Here is a 17787-nt window from a genome sequence, read left to right on the forward strand (position 1 = left end):
CATCTCGACGCGGGGTGAGCAGTGCGAACTGTGGATAACCCGATCGAGGCACAGCTTGGGTAGCCAGAATGGGGCATGCGCAGAAAAGAACTACCGGAACATCTCACAACTGGTTCATTCTCTGTGCGCGCTTCGGATAAGGCGGGCGTGCCGCGGTCGCGGACCCATGCCAAGGATTTGGTGCTTGTTTCGCGTGGCATACGCGTGCCCGCCGCGTCCGGTGCCGCCGGAACTGCCGCCCTGCGCGCTTATACGGATCTGGATGACACCTCAGTGCTGGCTTCGCTGAGTGCGGCGAGGATCTGGGATATGCCTTTGCCTGCCAACGTCAGTGGTGATTGGCGCATCCACCTCGCACGACGCAGGGGATTCAGTTTTCCGCGGAGGACCAACGTAGTCGGTCACCTCCTCACGCTTCTTCCCGGGGAGGCGGTCGAGTACGACGGCGTCAGACTCACCTCGCCTGCGCGGACATGGCTGGACTTGGCCGCCGTCCTGAACGTGGAAGACCTCGTTGCCGCCGGCGACCACCTGGTGTGCTCCCACGGTCCCGACTTCCCTGTTCCTAAAGCCGCCATATGCTCTACTGATGAACTGGCGGAGATCGTGCGCCGCCACCCGGGCATGCGGGGAGTGCGAACGGCCCGGGCAGCTTTGGAACTCATCCGTGTGGGGGCTGATTCTGCTCCGGAAACCCCCATGCGGCTGGCACTGGTCGACGCGAAGCTTCCCGAGCCAGAGTTGAACCTTGTGGTGCGCAATCACCTTGGGCAAGGTGTGCTGTGGCCTGACGGAGCGTACCGGGAGTATAAGATCTCCCTTCAATACGACGGGCGGCACCATGGCGGCCTTGAGCACCATCTGAGGGACATCGAACGCCAGGAAAAGTCGCTGGCCCATGGCTGGCTGGAGGTCCGGATTTCCAAACGCGACCTTGAAGGCGACAGGCCCGCCGTCGTTCACAAGGTGCGTCGCGCGCTACTGAGCCGAGGCTGGGCACCGAGATGACATTTAATGGCAATCCCAATGGTCGGGATTGCCATTAAATGCCATCTCGCGCCATCGAAGCGGAAGTGTTACCAGCCCAAGTGACCCGAAACACGGCGCCCGGGCGGTTGTCGCTAGGATGGTGCTAGCCGTAAGCGGTCTACTCCAGGGTTACCCGCCCACAGACGAATTCAGCATAGGAGTCACCATGCCCATTGCAACCCCAGAGATTTACTCCGAGATGATCGATCGCGCAAAGGCCGGCGGCTTCGCCTTCCCTGCGGTCAACGTGACGTCGTCGCAGACTCTGAACGCTGCGATCCGCGGTTTCGCCGAGGCCGAATCGGACGGCATCATCCAGGTTTCCACCGGTGGCGCAGCCTACTGGTCCGGCGCTTCGGTGAAGGACATGGTGGCCGGTTCGCTGGGCTTCGCAGCGTTCGCCCGTGAAGTTGCCAAGAACTACAACGTCAACATCGCCCTGCACACGGACCACTGCCCGCAGGACAAGCTCGAAGGTTTCGTCCTGCCGCTGCTGGCCGCTTCCGAGGAAGCAGTGAAGGCCGGCAAGGACCCGATCTTCAACTCGCACATGTGGGACGGCTCCCACGAGACCCTCACGGACAACCTGCGCATCGGCCGGGAGCTGCTGCAGCGCGCTGCTGCCGCGAAGATCATCCTCGAGGTTGAAATCGGCACGGTCGGCGGTGAAGAAGACGGTGTGGAGAACGAGATCAACGAGAAGCTTTACACCACCACCGAGGACGCCCTGGCCACCATCGAAGCCCTGGGTGCGGGCGAGAACGGCCGCTACCTGACCGCCTTGACCTTCGGCAATGTCCACGGCGTGTACAAGCCGGGGAACGTCAAGCTCCGCCCGGAACTGCTCAAGCAGATCCAGTCCGAGGTCGGCGCCAAGATCGGCAAGGAAAACCCGTTCGACCTGGTCTTCCACGGCGGTTCCGGTTCCACCGAGCAGGAAATCGCGGACGCTGTTTCCTTCGGCGTGATCAAGATGAACATCGACACCGATACCCAGTACGCGTTCACCCGCCCTGTGGCCGGCCACATGTTCTCCAACTATGACGGCGTCCTCAAGGTCGACGGCGGGCTGGGCAACAAGAAGACCTACGACCCCCGCGTCTGGGGTGCTTCGGCCGAAGCCGGCATGGCAGCACGCATCGTCGAGGCCGCGCAGCAGCTCGGATCGGCCGGCAAGACGTTCTAATGTCCGACGAATTCCGCAAGAACCTGATGGGGCCGGAGCCTACCCTCCTGCCCGCCGAAACCGACGTGTACCAGCACCTCGCCCTCGGCAAGGAAGCGTTGGACCTGGTTGCCCGGAATCCGACGTCCTCCCTGTTGTGGGCCATCCTCGCCGAGGAAGCATGGGATGAAGGCCGGACCATCGAGTCCTACGCGTTCGCCCGTGTCGGTTACCACCGCGGGCTGGATGCCCTGCGCCGCAACGGTTGGCGTGGAGTAGGCCCTATCCCGTGGGAGCACGAGCCCAACCAGGGTTTCCTGCGCGCACTGTACGCGCTGGGCCGGGCGGCTGCCGCAATTGGCGAGGCTGACGAGCCGGAGCGGATCGAGAAGTTCCTGAACGACTCGGACCCGAACGCGAAAGCGGCTTTGGAAGCCCGCTAAGGCGCGTCAACAAAGTACAAACGACGACGGCGACCCTCACCTACATGGCGAGGGTCGCCGTCGTCGTTAAACCGCCCAAGTAGCTGGCAGTAGCGGTTGCTCTGAGCGCTGAGAACAACCCCTGCTGCCAGTCAGTTGGGGGGGGGAGACTAAGCCTTGCGGGGGATGCCCGTGCGTGCCATGGCCTCGGCGTAGGCGGCGTGGATGGCGTCCAGGTATTCCTGCTGGCGCTCGGGGGTTCCGGCGAAGGAACGGCCGCCCAGGGAGCGGACCTTGAACGTCTTGAAGCCACGGCGGGCGATGCTGGCCGGAGCTGCCTTCATGAGCTGGTCGGCAAGCCGGTGGGCCTCATTGCCGTGCGCCACCAGCGCGGAAGTGCGCGGGAGCAGCTGCAGGAGGCGCAGCAGCGGCTTGAGGCCTTCGGTGATGTTCGCGGGGGTGAGCTTGCCCGGCTCTTCGTTGGGTTCGATCCACGGGTAAGCGTTCCACGGAATGACGTACTCCGGACGCAGGCCAAGCTGCCACTGCATTCCGAGCATGCGGGTGGTGGCTTCCTCGTCGCCGGGACGGATGAAGCCCTCGCCGGAGGTGGTGCGCTGGTTGGAGAAGAGGCTCACGATGCGGCAGTCGTCGATGCTGTGCGCGGGGTCGATGTAGAGGACCTCGCTTCCGGGCTTCTGTTCCTTGAGCGAATCGCACAGCGAGTTGACCTCGGCGATGTGGTCTTCGTAACGGCGGTTCCAGAGGAGTTGTTCGGGTGAGTCAGTCGCCAGGTCTTGCATCGGAAGTTAGGTCTCCTAGGTGTTACAGCGCGCACACAAGAGTGTCGGCTGCGGGCATGCCGCTGCCGATGCTCAAAGGGTGCTGGTGGGGGCTGGTTAACCTTACCGGACTGTTGGACGACCGGTGATATCCACCGGCGCGCCGTCCGTTCGCAACGGGGCGGCCTGCGCCGCGGGGTGTCCCTTAAAGCCGGACTTTGTATGCTGATCGGCTAAACTTGGCTGGTAAGAGCCCCGAACCTCTTGCGTATGCCGCCGTACGCGGCAGGCTGTGCCAAGTACTGTCGGGGCGTTCTCATGTACGGCGCCAGGCCCTGCGGCCCGGCCCGAAAGAATGGGGGAGGATCCCATGCCCGCAATCGTGATCGTCGGAGCCCAGTGGGGCGACGAAGGCAAAGGCAAAGCAACCGACCTGCTCGGTGGCCGCGTTGACTACGTGGTCAAGCCCAACGGCGGCAACAACGCCGGGCACACCGTGGTGGTGGGCGGCGAGAAGTACGAGCTCAAGCTCCTCCCCGCAGGCATCCTGAGCCCCAACGCCATTCCGATTATTGGCAACGGCTGCGTGGTGAACCTCGAGGCCCTGTTCCAGGAAATCGATGGCCTCGAAGCCCGCGGCGCAGACACCTCCCGCCTCCGCGTCTCAGCGAACGCCCACCTCGTGGCTCCGTACCACCAGGTGCTGGACAAGGTCACCGAGCGTTTCCTCGGCAAGCGCGCCATCGGCACCACGGGCCGCGGCATCGGCCCGGCCTACATGGACAAGGTGGCCCGCCTGGGCATCCGCGTCCAGGACGTCTTCGACGAATCCATCCTCCGCCAGAAGGTGGAAGGTTCGCTCCGCCAGAAGAACGAACTCCTGGTCAAGGTCTACAACCGCCGGGACATCGAGACCGAAGAGATCGTTCAGTACTTCCTGTCCTTCGCCGAGCGCCTGCGCCCGTTGGTGATCGACAGCACCCTCGAACTCAACAACGCTTTGGATGAGGGCAAGGTTGTGCTCATGGAAGGCGGCCAGGCAACCTTCCTGGACGTGGACCACGGCACCTACCCGTTCGTGACCTCCTCCAACCCGACGGCAGGCGGCGCCTCGGTGGGCTCGGGCATCGGCCCCACCAGGATCTCCCGCTCCATCGGCATCATCAAGGCGTACACCACCCGCGTTGGAGCCGGCCCGTTCCCCACGGAACTCTTTGACGAGATGGGCGTCTACCTGCAGAAGACCGGTGGCGAGTTCGGCGTGAACACCGGCCGTCCGCGCCGCTGCGGCTGGTACGACGCCGTCCTGGCCCGCCACGCCTCCCGCGTCAACGGTTTCACGGACTACTTCGTCACCAAGCTGGACGTCCTGACCGGCATCGAGCAGATTCCCGTCTGCGTGGCCTACGACGTTGACGGCGTCCGCCATGACGAGATGCCCATGACGCAGACCGAGTTCCACCACGCGGTGCCGATCTTCGAGTACTTCGACGGCTGGACCGAGGACATCACCGGTGCCCGCACCCTGGAAGACCTGCCCGAGAACGCGCGCAACTACGTGCTGGCCCTCGAGAAGCTCTCCGGTACGCGCTTCTCGGCCATCGGCGTCGGCCCGGACCGCGACCAGACGATCGTTGTCCACGACTTGATCAACGACTAACCCTCGCTGAATTACGACGACGGCGGGTCGCCCTTGGGTTCGAAAGGAACCTTGGGGGCGGCCCGCCGCTGTTGCGAGTGTCATGTACCTTGGGGACTTCTGCCCATTTCCGGGCCCGGGCTGACCCCAATAGGGTGAAATGCACGAGCAATCCAAACAGGGGGTAAAGATGAAGAAGTTCCGTACTGTCCTTGCAACTGCGGCGGTAGGGCTTTCTCTGGGTGCAGGGACGTTGGTGCTCGCCGCGCCGGCGCACGCCGACTACAACACGTACCAGGTAGTCCAGAGCACCAACTCTGCATGCGCGACGAAGCTCCGTGCAGCGATTCAGGCTTATGGCGGCAAAGTCACCAATGTTACCGCGTGCCATTGGAACAAATATCAACAGAAGTACATCGGCAGCTTCGGTTACAACTACTGAGCCTGCCCGAATAGAGCGTTGTCTCCGAAAAAGACGGCCGTCACGTTGGCGGCCGTCTTTCTTATTTCCAAACCCGGGACTAATTCGGCCACCCGCGGGGTTACCTCTTCTTGGGGAACCAGCACGCTTGTGGAGCACCAGCACGGACGCGACGAGTTGAGGACGGTTGAAGGGGTATGAGCACGGAGATCGAGGACGGTGTCGGCTTCCGTTCCAAACGGGGACCGATTCTCATTGCGCTGATGCTGGCTACGGGCTTGGTGGCCATTGACGCAACGATCGTGGCTACGGCGGTCCCGTCCATCGTGGAAGACATCGGCGGCTTCTCTTCTTTCCCTTGGCTGTTTTCGGCGTACTTGCTGGCCCAGGCAGTGTCGGTCCCGGTCTACGCGAAGCTCTCCGATGTCCTGGGCCGGAAGCCGATTATCCTTGCCGGCATCGGGCTCTTCCTGCTCGGCTCCATCTTGTGCGGCCTGGCGTGGAGCATGCCCGCGCTCATCGGCTTCAGGGTGCTGCAGGGCTTGGGTGCGGGTGCGGTGCAGCCGGTGGCGATTACGATTGCCGGCGACATCTACACGTTGGCCGAGCGGGCGAAGGTCCAAGGCTACCTTGCCAGTGTGTGGGCCGTTTCCTCCGTGGTGGGGCCAACGCTCGGCGGCGTCTTCGCATCCTTGGAGATCTGGCGCTGGATCTTCTTCATCAACATTCCCCTGTGCATCCTGGCGGGCTGGGTGCTAGTCCGGACGTTCCACGAGAACGTCGATCGCACCAACCATCGGATCGACTACCTGGGTGCTGCGCTCCTCACCACGGCACTGAGCCTCCTCATTCTCGGCGCACTCGAGGGAGGCCAGGCCTGGGCGTGGAACTCTCCCATCAGCATTGGTGTCTTCGTCGTCGGCGCCGTCCTCTTCTCCGCCTTCCTGCTCGTTGAGCGGAAGGCTGCGGAACCGGTCCTTCCGCCGTGGGTAGTCTCCCGCAGGCTGCTCGCGACGACGGCGTTGGTCGCTTTCGGGATCGGTGCCGTGATGCTGGGCCTCACCACGTACGTGCCGACGTTCCTTGAAGGTGCCCTTTCCACCTCGCCGCTCCTGGCCGGGCTGGCATTGGCGGCGCTGACGCTTGGGTGGCCCATCAGCGCATCCCAGGCAGGCCGCTTCTACCTCCGTATCGGGTTCCGGAACACGGCGATCATCGGGATCTTCATTACTGTTGCCGGCACCGGAATCCTGGCCCTCACGGCGTCTTCGCCCAGTGTCCTGCTGGTGGCAGCGGCCTGCTTCGTGGTGGGACTTGGTCTGGGGCTCGTTGCGACTCCGAGCCTCATCGCGGCCCAGACGAGCGTTGAGTGGAATGAACGCGGCGTGGTCACGGGCACCAACCTGTTTGCCCGATCCATCGGCAGTTCCATCGGCGTCGCGGTTTTCGGCGCCGTTGCCAACGCCATTTATGCCAGTAGCGGCGGGCCCAACCCGCAAAGTACCGGGGCGGCTTCGACGGCAGTCTTCTTTGCAGTGCTCGTCAGCGCTGCGTTGACCGTCGTAGCGGTCCTGGCCATGCCACGGGAAGCTGCGAAAGGCCGGCAAACTGCGGAAGCCTCCGACCATGACTCAGTGCCTGCGGATATTGGGGCGAAAGCAACCGAGTCAGAACGCTAGACCGAAACCATTGAAAGGACACCGCGTGGAAGAGCTGATCACGGGCACCTTGGAGAAGTTGTTCGAGGGCACTATTTGGGCAGAAGGGCCCGTCTGGATCCCGGCAACCCAAACCGTCCGCTGGAGCGACATCCCCAACAACCGGATCCTCGAATTCCACTCTGAAACCGGCCAAACCCGGGAGTATGCCACCGGCGTCGAGTTCACCAATGGACGGACCCTGGACCGCGACGGCAGCGTCGTCCAGTGCAGCCACGGGAGGCGGCGGGTGGAGCGGGACCACGACGGCGTGGTGACGCCTTTGGTGGATTCGTTCGGCGTGCACCGGCTCAATTCGCCCAACGATGTGGTGGTGGCCAGTGACGGCACGGTGTGGTTCACGGATCCGCCGTACGGCATCTTGCCCGGAACCGTGGAAGGCCATGAGGGCGATCAGGAGTATGGCGGTTGCTACGTTTTTCGCTTCGACCCGGCCACCCGTGAATTGACCCCTGTTGTCACCGACTTGATCCATCCCAACGGTTTAGCATTTTCCCCGGACGAGTCGATCCTTTATGTCGCGGACACCGCCGGCCCGGACCGCGGATCGCCGTACCGCATTGCGGCCTACCCCGTTGAGGACGGGACCTGCGGAACTGGACGAACGTTCGTCGAGCTGGAGGACGACCGGCCTTCGGATGGCTTCCGGGTGGATGTTGAGGGCAGGGTCTGGACGTCCGGTGGAGCCTCGGTCCGTGTCTACGCCCCAGACGGCGGTCTGCTGGCCGCCGTCGAACTTCCCGAGAAGGTGTCCAACCTCTGCTTCGGCGGGCCCGACGGGCAGGATCTCTACATCACGGCTACCACTTCGCTCTACCGCCTTCGGACGGGAACGACGGACTGCACGATCAGTCGCAAGCAAGCCTGATCACATTCCATGGACAGGGTGCTGAGGGGAGGAGCATAATAGTTAGCGGAGCTAATTAGCACTGCTAACTATTATGCCGACCTCAGGAGGCGCCTCCCCTTGACCGGAACCAACGCGAGCGAAACCAACGCGACCGGATCCCATTTGACCGGAGCCATAGCACCAGCCGATCCAATAACCGATCCGGGCGTCCAGCCGGATCTCCTTGCCATCGACCTTCGAACAGCTGTGATGCGCACGTCCCGGCGCCTGCGCATCGAAGCCACGGGTGACGTCATCACTCCGGGTCAATACACCGTGCTCGCCCACCTCAGTGCGGGATCGCAGACGCTGAGGGAGCTCGCTGAGCGTGAGCACGTCCAGGCGCCCTCGATGACCCGCATCGTCAACGCGCTGACGGACCAGGGGTTCGTGTCCCGGCAAGCGCATCCCGGCGACGGCCGGCAGGTGCAGGTCAGCATCACGCAAGCGGGAAGGGAAGCCCTTGCCGAGGCCCGCAGCCAGCGAACGGCATGGCTTGCCCGGCGCGTTGCCGGGCTTAGCGAAGAGGATCGGCTCACGCTGAGCCGGGCGGCCCTCATCATGCAGGAGATGAGTGCCAAGTGAGTGCCATGTTCAAAGCCTTGGAAAACCCCAACTACCGGGTCTGGGCAGGCGGCGCGCTGGTCTCCAACATCGGTACGTGGATGCAACGTGTGGCCCAGGACTGGCTGGTCCTGACCATCCTCACCGACCATTCGGGTACGGCGGTAGGCATCACCACGGCGCTGCAGTTCCTTCCCATGCTGTTGTTCGGTCCCTATGCCGGCGTGCTCGCCGATCGCTACCGCAAGCGCGTCATCTTGCTGTGGACACAGGCTGCCATGGGCATCTGTGGACTCATCGTCGGACTGCTGGTGGTCACCGGAGTGGCTGAACTATGGCACGTCTACATCGCCGCGGCCGCTTTGGGCCTGGCTGCAGCCATGGATGCTCCCGCCCGGCAAGCGTTCGTCTCAGAACTCGTCGGCCCGGAGAAGCTCTCCAACGCCGTAGCCCTCAACTCGGCGTCCTTCAACAGCGCCCGCCTGACCGGTCCGGCGATCGCGGGCGTCCTGATTGCGTGGATCGGCACCGGGCCGGTCTTCATCCTCAATGCTGCGAGCTTCGTTGCCGTCATCATCTCCCTGCTCCGGGTCAAGGTCTCCCAACTGGAGCCGGCCACGCCGGTGGCACGCGGAAAGCACCAGTTCCTCGACGGACTGCAGTATGTGCGCCAACGCCCTGACCTCACGCTGATCATGGTGATGGTGGGCCTGCTGGGCGCTTTCGGCATGAACTTCCCGGTGACCAACTCCCTGATGGCCACAGCAGAGTTCGGCATGGGCCCGGAGGAGTTCGGTGCGCTGGGATCCATTATGGCCATCGGAACCCTGGCCGGTGCGTTGCTGGCAGCGAGGCGCTCGGGTCCCCGGTTGAGGTTCCTGCTGGGAGGGGCCCTGAGCCTGGGCATCTTCACCTTGGCAGCAAGCGTCGCGCCAAGCTTCTGGGTCTACGCAGTGGTGCTGATTCCTGTGGGCCTTGCCTCCATCACATTCCTCAATAGCTGCAACACCACCATCCAGCTGTCCGTGGAGCCACAGTTCCGTGGCCGCGTTCTCGCGTTGTACCTTGCGATCCTGCAGGGCGGCACGGCGATCGGGGCGCCCCTGATGGGATGGATCGGTACCGAATTCGGAGCACGGTGGTCGGTTGCGGCGGGCGGCGCGGTGGTCCTGGTGACCGGTGTGGCGTGCGTGATCCTGGTCAGCCGCCGCAGTGAGAAAACCCTCCGGCAGCACGTCCGCAACGTGTGGACGCGGCGGCGCCCTGCCGAGGCTTCCTAGGCGTGCCGAGCCCCAAAGTGAAGCCGGGTAACGGAACGCATCGCCTGCCCGTGCCAGACTAAAGCCATGCGTTCACGTTCCCAGGCACCGCGCACACCGTCCGATTCCCTCGAAACCGGCCACCCGGCGTCGTCCGTCAAGGAGGGCAGCCGCCACTTGGCTGCAAGGCTCGACGACGCGTGGTTGCGGTTCCAGACCCGCCTCGCCATCCGGAGGGGTCACGTAGTGACGGTCGTTCCGCATACGGGATATGGAACGACGTCCTGGGTGCGGGTGCTCGCCAGGGTGGTGCGAAGCGATCCACGGGACATCGGCGATTCGGAAAACGGGTCTAAGCGGCCCCTGACGGAGGGGATGCGCGGTTGGCGCAATTTCACGAGCGCGCCGGTGGCCCACGCTGCTGTCCGCATCACGGTGGGCGGGGAAGTCCACGACGTCGAGGCGGACCGCGGGGGAGTGGTGGACGTCCGGATTCCCGCTAACCTGGCGGCTGGTTGGCACAAGGTAAGCCTCCAATCGGGCGAATCCGACGTTGTGGAAGCTCCGGTGCAGATCGTTCCGGACGACGCTGATTTTGGACTTATTTCCGACATTGACGACACCGTGATGGTGACCGCCTTGCCCCGCCCCTTCCTGGCCGCCTGGAACACGTTTGTGCTCAACGAGCACGCCCGCACCCCGACTCCGGGCATGGCGGTGCTCTACGAGAGAATCGTGCGGAGTGCCCCGGAAGCTCCGGTGTTGTATTTGTCCACGGGTGCCTGGAACGTAGCCCCTACCCTTTCCCGCTTCCTCTCCCGCAACCTTTATCCTGCCGGGCCTAAGCTGCTCACGGACTGGGGACCCACGACGGACCGGTGGTTCCGCAGCGGAAGGGAGCACAAGGAGGGAAGCCTGGAACGGCTGGCCGAGGAGTTCCCGCACATCAAATGGCTGCTGGTGGGCGACGACGGCCAGCATGACGTTGCCATCTACACCGAGTTCGCCCAGCGGCATCCGGAGAATGTGTGCGCCATTGCCATCAGGCAGCTGTCAGTCGGTGAGGCGGTCCTGGCCGGTGGCCGGTCATCCGACGCCGGACCGACCCCCGGTGTCCCGTGGATCTATGCACCCGACGGTGCGGGTATGTCCGACCAGCTGGAAGAGCTCGGCATCATTACCAGCGGCCCACGGCCAACAGAGCTGCCGGGCGAGGACGTCCCGGGAGGCGCCGACTAGTCCTTGTGCCGCAGTACTGCCGTCCGCTTCACTTCTGCGCTATCATTTAGTAAGGATACTTACTTTATGGAGGTGGAGGCGATGGGAAAGGCAGACGGTTTATCGGACGGAATGTCCCTGCCCCAGGGAGAGCGCATGTGGTGCTCCCGCTGCCAATCGGACGAGCATCTGGTGCTGCACTCCATTGATTCGGTCCACGCGCACAACGTCGGCCTGTTGGTGGCTGTTGCTTACACCTGCGCCGAATGCGGCTTTGCCCAGTCCCACGTCACTCCTTTGCGCGAAGTGACTTCGAAGCTGAACACGAAGGAAAACCTTCAAGGGCTGATTGTTTTCGAAGACAGCTACCTTCATTGTGGCGATCCCATGGTTCCCCTTCCCGTCGAAGTCCGGCGGAGCATCACCGCCAAGCCTGTTGGAGCGGAAGAGCTGGTGCTGCTGGACGTTCGGCTCGGCACCAAAGTCCTGCAGTGCATGGACTGCGGGTTCCGGCTGGAGTTGCCGGCGTAAGCACACACCATGAAAGGAGCCCCGGCGTGTTGCCAGGGCTCCTTTCATGTCCAGTCCGGGTCAGGATGACCTGCGAACAGCCGCCCTAAGAGAAGCGACCCGGGCGGAACGTGGCCAGCATCGGGTGCTTCCGGCCCGTCAGGATCTCCCCGGAGAGCAACTCACCGGCGATCAGCCCCAGCGTCGCCCCTGAGTGCGTGAACGCAACAAAGCAGCCGGGCACCTGTCCCAGTTCGCCGAACACCGGCTCGCCGTCGCCCGGGATCGGCTTGTAGCCGATCTTCCACGACGCTGGCTTCAACTCCGGGTTGCCGTCGATCAGCTTGGACGATTCATCGGCCAGTTCCTGCACGATGTCATCCGGGATGCTGAAGGAACCGTCGGCGTGCTCGGTAATGTGCTCCTCGTACCAGTCATGGTCCAGCGCGAACGTCCGTCCGGGGTTGGGGCGCACCGCGGCGCGGGGGGTGTTCATCACAGCGGTCACACGGTGCTCCACCGGTTTGGTGACAACCAGCATGGACACAGGCGAACCATTGGGGATTTCCACCCCGAGGGGCTTCACCACGCCGGGAGTAGCCGCGCCGCACGCCACGAGGACCGCGTCCGCTGCGTAGGTGGCACCGCCGGAGGTTTCGACGCCGGCGGCCTTGCCGCCGTCGACCGTCACCGAAACCTTGCCCGCGTTAAGGACCAGCCGGCCGCCCAAGGAGTGGAACTCCTCCATGAGGAAATTAACCAGGTCCGGGAGGCTGACCCACCCCTCACCGGGGTTGAAGATGGCGTTCTCAGGAACGGCGCCGGAATCGATGCCAGGGGTGACCTTGGCGATGTCTTCCGGTGCCAGGAGCTTCGAGTCGTAGCCGATCGACTCCTCGTAGGCGTGGCGTGCCTCGGTGGCTTCCTTGTGACCGGCGGCGTTCCACATGAGGCCCCCGCCGAACTGCAACCATTCACGGGTGGGGTCGGCCGCGAACAGGGTGCGGTAGCGGTCCACGCCCGCCACGCGCAGCTGGTGGTACGGCGTTGAGCGCTCGCCGGCCGAATTGAGCCAGGACAATGAGCGTCCGGTGGCTTCGCTGGCCAGGCCCTGTTCGGTCAACAGGGTGACCGAAGCGCCCCCGCGGAGCAGGTGGACAGCGGTGGAAACACCCAGGATGCCGCCTCCGATGACGGCAACGTGCTTGGTGGAGGACATGGTTCTCCCTTTCATCTCAAGGTTGGAAAACTTGCGGGGTCAGGCGTAGGCGTGGATTGACTCGATGACCCGCAGGGTCTCAAGGGCTTCAGCAGCCTGGACAGGCAGTGGGCCGCGGCCGCGCAGCGCAGCGGCGAGTTCGGAATAGAACCGCGGGTAGCTGCCCTTTTCGGGCGGAACAGGCGCGGCGGAGCCGTCCACTCCCAGAAGCCCCCAAGACTCCTGGGGTTCGCTTCCGTAGGAAGGGTCCGACGGCGTGACGCCCGCTGCCAGGGCGGGTTCCTGACCGTCCAGTCCCCACTTGGTGTACCCGGCCTTTGAGCCAAGCACATGGAAGCGGGGGCCCACTTGGGCGGCCATGCCGTTCATCCACAGCCGGGACCGGATGCCCGATTCGTGCCGCAGGGACACAAAAGCTTCAGTGTCGGCGGCCTCTGGATGCGGGCCGTGGTTGGCAGTTTCGCCGTAGCTCTCCGCAACGGGGCCGAACAGCTGGATGGCTTGGTCGATCACGTGCGCTCCGAGGTCATGGAGGATTCCGCCGCCTTCGGCCAGCGTTGCCGAGTCACGCCAATTGCCGAAGCCTTCCGGGCGCCACCACTCGAACCGGGACTCAAAAGTGCGGACTTCTCCGAGGGCTCCCTCGTCCAGCAGCTTCCGCAGCGTCAGGAAGTCGGCGTCCCACCGGCGGTTCTGGAAGACCGTCAGCTGCACCCCGGCGTCGGACGCCCGTGCCAGCAGCTCCTCGCCGTGGGCCGCTGTGGTGACAAAGGGCTTGTCCACCACCAGGTTGAGCCCATGCGCGATTGCCGTAGCCCCGAGTTCCATATGGGTCAGTGGCGGGGTTCCGAGGACCATCAGGTCCAGCTGCCCGGACAAGGCGAACAATTCCTCAGACGTCCCGACGATCCGTGCTTCCGGGTAGAGCCGTGCTGCCTCCGCAGCGCGCCGGGGATCCGCCGTCACGATCACATCCAGCGAATAGGCAGGGTCCGCCGCAATCAGCGGTGCGTGGAAAACCTTGCCGGAGACGCCGAACCCGACGACGGCGGTGCGGATAGGTGCGATAATCGCGGCGCCCATCACAGGACTTCCGAAAGGAACCGCTGCAGGCGTTCGCTGCGCGGGTTGTCGAACAGTTCAGTGGGCGGGCCCATCTCCACAACTTCTCCTTCGTCCATGAACACCACCTGGTCCGCAACCTTGCGGGCGAAGTTCATCTCATGGGTGACCACCAGCATGGTCATACCGCGTCGTCCAAGTCCGGCCATCAGGTTCAGCACGCCTTTGACCAGCTCCGGGTCCAGGGCGCTGGTTGCTTCGTCGAAAAGCATCACCTCGGGTTCCATGGCCAACGCGCGGGCAATGGCGACGCGCTGCTGCTGGCCGCCGGAAAGGTCCCTCGGACGGTGGTCCGCACGTTCAGCCAGGCCTACTTCGGCAAGCCGGCGCCGCGCCCGTTCCCTGGCCTCCGCCTTGGACGTGCCCTTGACGCTCCAGAGCGCCAAGGCCACGTTGTCCAACGCCGTATGGTCAGGAAAAAGGTTGAAGTGCTGGAACACCATGCCGATCCGGGCCCGGAGAATGTCCGGTTTGACCTGCAGAGCGCTTTCTCCGGCCAAGAGGACATCGCCGCTCTTCGGCTCATGCAGGCGGTTCACGCCCCGCAGGAGGGTGGACTTGCCGGAGCCGGAGGGGCCGATGATGCAGGTGGTGGTTCCCGGCGCGACTGTAAGGCTGACATTGCGGAGGACGTCCACATCGCCGTAGGCCATGGTCAGGCTTCGCAGTTCCAGGCTGGAACCGTGGAACTTTTCGATGTCCGGCGCGGTGGTGGCGCTTTTGCTGGTGCCGGCGCTGGTGCTGCTGGTGAGGTTCACGTGTTGCTCCCGGAGATGAGCGGCGAAGCCGCATCGAGTTCCTTGACTTCCTTCAGGCCGCTGGTCGGGGCTGTGGGACGACGGCGGCCGGTCCGGAACTTGTTGTCGAAGTAGTTGACGAGGTGGGTCAGCGGCACTGTGATCACCAAGTAGAAGATGCCTGCCATGACCAGTGGTGAGAGATTGCCGGACAGCACTGCGGCGTCCTGGCCAACCCTGAACAATTCGCGCTCGCTGACCAGCAGCCCCAGGAAGTACACCAGGGAGGAGTCCTTCACGATGGCGATGAACTGGTTCACCAAGGCAGGGAGTACGCGGCGCACACCTTGCGGCACCACAACCAAGGCCATGGACTTGCTGTAGCTCATGCCCAGGGCGCGGCAGGCTTCGCCTTGGCCCTTGTCCACGCTCAGGATGCCGGCGCGGAAGATTTCCCCGATGTAGGCACTGGCGATCAGGCTCAGGGCGATGATGCCCAGGGGATAGGGGGAGGGCCCGAAGACCGATTGGCTCAAACGGGCGAATCCCTGCCCGATCAGGAGGATGGTGAGGATGGCGGGCAGGCCGCGGAACAGGTCGGTGTAGATCCGTGCGGGAATGCGGAGCCACTTTGAGCGTGAGATGCCCATGACGGCCACCACCATGCCCATCACGACGCCAAGGATGGTGGCTGCGATGGAGATGATGAGGGTGTTGAGGAGGCCAACTCCGAGGAGTTGGGGCAGTACTTCGACCATGGCGTTGAAGTCGAAGAACGTGCGGCTGATGGTATTGAGCCAATCCATTGAATGCTCTCAGTCGGTAGTTGGATTTGTGTTTCTGCCGGGCGGGCCGCCGGTAGGGTGCATCGTGGCGGCCCGCCCTGTTGGATTACTTGCTGCTGGCAGCGGGGGAAGGGCTGGAAGTCTGCTCTGCCTTGGGCAGGTACTGCTCCGGCATGGGAGATCCCGGGAACCACTTCTGGTAGAGCTTCTTCCACGTGCCGTCTTCCATGGCTTCGGCGAGCCCCTTGTTCAGGGCCTCCTTGAACTCCGGCTTGTTCTTGGCGATCGCAAAACCGGCAGGGGCATCGAAGGAAGGGATGTCCGCGGCGCTGACCAGGCCAAATTGGTCCTGGTAGGACTTGGCGGCTTCGTAGTCCAGGAAGTGCGCGTCCACTGCTCCGCTGTTCACTGCCGAGATGGCCGTGTTGTTGTCGGGGAAGCGGACCAGCTGCGAGGAAGTGAAGTTCTTCACCGCGTAGGCTTCCTGGAGCGTTCCCTGGACTACGCCGAGGCGCTTGCCGTTGAGCCCGTCAACGTCCTTGATGCCCGAGGTCTTGGTGGTGATGACCGTGAGGTAGCCGGCCAGGTAGCCCTCGGAGAAGTCGACCGTTTCCTTGCGCTTGTCGGTAATGCCGATTGCTGCAACTCCGACGTCGAATTGGCCGTTGGCGACGGCGGCGAGCAGCCCGGAGAAGTCCTGTCCGGTGAAGACTACGTTGTCCACTCCGGCGCGATGTGCGACGTCCTTGAAGAGTTCAACATCGAACCCCGTGAAGTTTCCGGAGCTGTCGGTGAAGGTGTAAGGCTTTGAGTCGCCAAGGCTTGCGACCCGGATGGTGCCGGGTTCGATCAGGCCGTAGGGGTTGTCGGCGGAAGGGGAGCTCCCCGCGGAGGAGCCTCCGCAGCCGGAGAGGGCAATGACGGCCGCCATTGCTGCGGCTGCGAACGCAGCGGGGCGGAACTTCAGTTTGATCACAGCGTGTCCAATCGTGGGAGGGATGCGGTGCTGTCGGAGGCAGCCGGGAGATCTTGCTCGATGTTGAGTCTTGTTGAGTCCGGTCTCACCGCCTAGGATTGAGACCGGACTCACATCGTTTGAACGAATGTAGCGGAACTCACAAAGCCGCGTCAACACCCCCGTGAAAGGTGAACATGAGCACTGAAGGATCCCGACGGCGGGACGTAACGGTTGCCGACGTCGCCAAGGCCGCGAAAGTGTCCAAAGCACAAGCAGCGCGTGCTTTGGGGAACTATGGAGCCGTCAGCGATGACGTCCGCGAGCGTGTCCTTGCAGCTGCCGAAGAGCTCGGCTACCGTCCCAACGAGTTGGCCCGGAGCATGAACACGGGACGCTCGAACACCCTTGGGGTGGTGGTAGGTGACATCGAAAACCCGCACTTCGGCCTCGCCACCCGCGGCATCACGGACACGGCAAAAAAGAGTGGTTACAACGTCATCCTCATCAACACCGACGAGGAGAAGCAGGCCGAAGTGGATGCCGTCCGTGTACTGCTGGACAAACGAGTGGACGGACTGATCGTCGCGCCCGCTTCCTCCACGGATTTTCCGCACCTCCGGGAGGTCCAGGAGTCCGGGCGTCCGCTGGTCCTCCTGGACAGGGCGGCGGAGGGGTTGGAGGTTGAGACCTTCGCCGTGGATATGGGTCCGGTTTCCTATGAATCCACCAAGCAACTCATCGGGCTCGGCCACCTGCGGATAGCGTTCGTTTCCACCCTCAAATCGGAGCAGCCCTACCGGGAGGGAATGGCGCTGGAGTCTTCGCAGATCGCGGACCGCGTGGACGGTATGCGCCGTGCGTTCCAAGAGCAGGCGCTCCCTTTCCCCGCTGACTTGGTCCGCCTCAACGCCGGGGACGCCGGGTCCATCAAGGCCGTTGCCCGCGATCTGGTCACCGGTCCGGACCCCGCCACGGCCATCATCGCCTCAGACGGCCTGATCGCACTCAGTGTTGTTGAAGCAATCCAGGAATCAGGCCTCCGGATTCCGGATGACATCTCCTTCATCATGTACGACGACTTCGCTTGGACCCGGCTCATCTCTCCGCCGCTCACCGTGATCGCCCAGCCGGTGTATGAGATGGGCAGGGCTGCTGCCTCGGCGCTGATCCGGAAAATTGAGGGGAGGCCAGCGGCGGCATCCGGCCCGGAGCTGCACCCGCGGCTCATCCAGCGCGGATCAGTTGGAGCTCCCCGAACGGCTTTGGAGGGGACTCTGTCCCTTGGTTGAACGGGCAGCGCCATCGGTGTGGAAGCAGCTTTTGCTTCCACACCGATGGCTTTGTCAGCGG

At 63.8% G+C, this 17787-nt stretch carries 18 protein-coding genes; 12 read left to right on the forward strand and 6 right to left on the reverse strand.

Annotation, left to right across the window (positions count from 1 at the left end; genetic code table 11):
• The first annotated feature begins 180 nt into the window (after window positions 1-180).
• The 3 genes from RI444_RS02735 to RI444_RS02745 all read left to right on the forward strand — a co-directional run bounded on the left by RI444_RS02735 (window position 181) and on the right by RI444_RS02745 (window position 2637).
• Window positions 181-1008, forward strand: a complete 828-nt coding sequence (locus RI444_RS02735) for a hypothetical protein (RefSeq protein ID WP_316963863.1) — start codon at window positions 181-183, stop codon at window positions 1006-1008.
• 187 nt (window positions 1009-1195) lie between these two features.
• Complete coding sequence (fbaA, locus tag RI444_RS02740) at window positions 1196-2215, forward strand: class II fructose-bisphosphate aldolase (protein WP_021471722.1); 1020 nt, start codon at window positions 1196-1198, stop codon at window positions 2213-2215.
• Complete coding sequence (locus tag RI444_RS02745) at window positions 2215-2637, forward strand: DUF3151 domain-containing protein (RefSeq protein ID WP_021471721.1); 423 nt, start codon at window positions 2215-2217, stop codon at window positions 2635-2637. The genes fbaA and RI444_RS02745 overlap by 1 nt, the downstream gene beginning before the upstream one ends.
• 149 nt (window positions 2638-2786) lie before the next feature.
• Here the strand turns inward: RI444_RS02745 and RI444_RS02750 are convergent, their stop codons facing one another.
• Complete coding sequence (locus RI444_RS02750) at window positions 2787-3419, reverse strand: hypothetical protein (RefSeq protein ID WP_021471720.1); 633 nt, start codon at window positions 3417-3419, stop codon at window positions 2787-2789.
• A 349-nt stretch (window positions 3420-3768) separates the two neighbouring features.
• Here RI444_RS02750 and RI444_RS02755 point away from each other — a divergent pair, with 349 nt between their 5' ends.
• The 8 genes from RI444_RS02755 (at window position 3769) to RI444_RS02790 (ending at window position 11637) form a co-directional block, all read left to right on the forward strand.
• Window positions 3769-5058: an adenylosuccinate synthase gene (locus RI444_RS02755; protein ID WP_069696286.1), complete on the forward strand. Its 1290-nt coding sequence runs from the start codon at window positions 3769-3771 to the stop codon at window positions 5056-5058.
• 139 nt (window positions 5059-5197) lie between these two features.
• Complete coding sequence (locus tag RI444_RS02760) at window positions 5198-5479, forward strand: hypothetical protein (protein ID WP_128397175.1); 282 nt, start codon at window positions 5198-5200, stop codon at window positions 5477-5479.
• 176 nt (window positions 5480-5655) lie between these two features.
• Window positions 5656-7137 (forward strand): MFS transporter, encoded by a 1482-nt coding sequence (locus RI444_RS02765; protein WP_207605154.1) that lies wholly within the window; start codon window positions 5656-5658, stop codon window positions 7135-7137.
• Window positions 7138-7162: 25 nt separating this feature from the next.
• The gene (locus RI444_RS02770; RefSeq protein ID WP_207605153.1) at window positions 7163-8044 is read left to right on the forward strand and encodes an SMP-30/gluconolactonase/LRE family protein; all 882 of its coding nucleotides are present in this window, start codon (window positions 7163-7165) and stop codon (window positions 8042-8044) included.
• Window positions 8045-8143: 99 nt separating this feature from the next.
• Complete coding sequence (locus RI444_RS02775; protein WP_410510796.1) at window positions 8144-8650, forward strand: MarR family winged helix-turn-helix transcriptional regulator; 507 nt, start codon at window positions 8144-8146, stop codon at window positions 8648-8650.
• Window positions 8647-9909, forward strand: coding sequence for an MFS transporter (locus RI444_RS02780; RefSeq protein ID WP_062095016.1), 1263 nt, complete (start codon window positions 8647-8649; stop codon window positions 9907-9909). Before RI444_RS02775 ends, RI444_RS02780 begins: the two co-directional genes overlap by 4 nt.
• Before the next feature lie 66 nt (window positions 9910-9975).
• Window positions 9976-11127: an App1 family protein gene (locus RI444_RS02785; protein WP_069696290.1), complete on the forward strand. Its 1152-nt coding sequence runs from the start codon at window positions 9976-9978 to the stop codon at window positions 11125-11127.
• Window positions 11128-11208: 81 nt separating this feature from the next.
• Window positions 11209-11637 (forward strand): hypothetical protein, encoded by a 429-nt coding sequence (locus RI444_RS02790; protein WP_207605152.1) that lies wholly within the window; start codon window positions 11209-11211, stop codon window positions 11635-11637.
• An 85-nt stretch (window positions 11638-11722) separates the two neighbouring features.
• Here RI444_RS02790 and RI444_RS02795 read toward each other — a convergent pair whose 3' ends face one another.
• From RI444_RS02795 to RI444_RS02815, 5 genes are all read right to left on the reverse strand, one after another.
• A complete protein-coding gene (locus tag RI444_RS02795) occupies window positions 11723-12835 on the reverse strand; it encodes an NAD(P)/FAD-dependent oxidoreductase (protein ID WP_069696292.1) in 1113 nt (370 codons plus the stop codon).
• Window positions 12836-12874: 39 nt separating this feature from the next.
• Window positions 12875-13918 (reverse strand): Gfo/Idh/MocA family oxidoreductase, encoded by a 1044-nt coding sequence (locus tag RI444_RS02800; protein WP_069696293.1) that lies wholly within the window; start codon window positions 13916-13918, stop codon window positions 12875-12877.
• On the reverse strand, window positions 13918-14715 hold the full coding sequence (locus tag RI444_RS02805) for an amino acid ABC transporter ATP-binding protein (RefSeq protein ID WP_069696294.1): 798 nt from the start codon (window positions 14713-14715) through the stop codon (window positions 13918-13920). Before RI444_RS02805 ends, RI444_RS02800 begins: the two co-directional genes overlap by 1 nt.
• Window positions 14712-15500 (reverse strand): amino acid ABC transporter permease, encoded by a 789-nt coding sequence (locus tag RI444_RS02810; protein WP_021471708.1) that lies wholly within the window; start codon window positions 15498-15500, stop codon window positions 14712-14714. The genes RI444_RS02805 and RI444_RS02810 overlap by 4 nt, the downstream gene beginning before the upstream one ends.
• Window positions 15501-15585: 85 nt before the next feature.
• Window positions 15586-16410, reverse strand: coding sequence for an ABC transporter substrate-binding protein (locus tag RI444_RS02815; protein WP_052474312.1), 825 nt, complete (start codon window positions 16408-16410; stop codon window positions 15586-15588).
• A gap of 221 nt (window positions 16411-16631) precedes the next feature.
• On the opposite strand from RI444_RS02815, the gene RI444_RS02820 reads away from it, so the two are divergent.
• Window positions 16632-17726: a LacI family DNA-binding transcriptional regulator gene (locus RI444_RS02820; protein ID WP_021471706.1), complete on the forward strand. Its 1095-nt coding sequence runs from the start codon at window positions 16632-16634 to the stop codon at window positions 17724-17726.
• Window positions 17727-17787 lie beyond the last annotated feature (61 nt).

The organism is Paenarthrobacter sp. AT5, from assembly GCF_032764245.1.
Classification (GTDB): Bacteria; Actinomycetota; Actinomycetes; order Actinomycetales; family Micrococcaceae; genus Arthrobacter; species Arthrobacter ureafaciens.

Bases quoted from the DNA above. Each gene is read 5' to 3' on its own strand.
- fbaA (WP_021471722.1), top strand. From the start codon at position 1,196: ATGCCCATTGCAACCCCAGAGATTTACTCCGAGATGATCGATCGCGCA.
- RI444_RS02745 (WP_021471721.1), top strand. From the start codon at position 2,215: ATGTCCGACGAATTCCGCAAGAACCTGATGGGGCCGGAGCCTACCCTC.
- RI444_RS02750 (WP_021471720.1), bottom strand. From the start codon at position 3,419: ATGCAAGACCTGGCGACTGACTCACCCGAACAACTCCTCTGGAACCGC.
- RI444_RS02755 (WP_069696286.1), top strand. From the start codon at position 3,769: ATGCCCGCAATCGTGATCGTCGGAGCCCAGTGGGGCGACGAAGGCAAA.
- RI444_RS02760 (WP_128397175.1), top strand. From the start codon at position 5,198: ATGCACGAGCAATCCAAACAGGGGGTAAAGATGAAGAAGTTCCGTACT.
- RI444_RS02765 (WP_207605154.1), top strand. From the start codon at position 5,656: ATGAGCACGGAGATCGAGGACGGTGTCGGCTTCCGTTCCAAACGGGGA.
- RI444_RS02785 (WP_069696290.1), top strand. From the start codon at position 9,976: ATGCGTTCACGTTCCCAGGCACCGCGCACACCGTCCGATTCCCTCGAA.
- RI444_RS02790 (WP_207605152.1), top strand. From the start codon at position 11,209: ATGGGAAAGGCAGACGGTTTATCGGACGGAATGTCCCTGCCCCAGGGA.
- RI444_RS02795 (WP_069696292.1), bottom strand. From the start codon at position 12,835: ATGTCCTCCACCAAGCACGTTGCCGTCATCGGAGGCGGCATCCTGGGT.
- RI444_RS02800 (WP_069696293.1), bottom strand. From the start codon at position 13,918: ATGGGCGCCGCGATTATCGCACCTATCCGCACCGCCGTCGTCGGGTTC.
- RI444_RS02810 (WP_021471708.1), bottom strand. From the start codon at position 15,500: ATGGATTGGCTCAATACCATCAGCCGCACGTTCTTCGACTTCAACGCC.
- RI444_RS02815 (WP_052474312.1), bottom strand. From the start codon at position 16,410: ATGGCGGCCGTCATTGCCCTCTCCGGCTGCGGAGGCTCCTCCGCGGGG.
- RI444_RS02820 (WP_021471706.1), top strand. From the start codon at position 16,632: ATGAGCACTGAAGGATCCCGACGGCGGGACGTAACGGTTGCCGACGTC.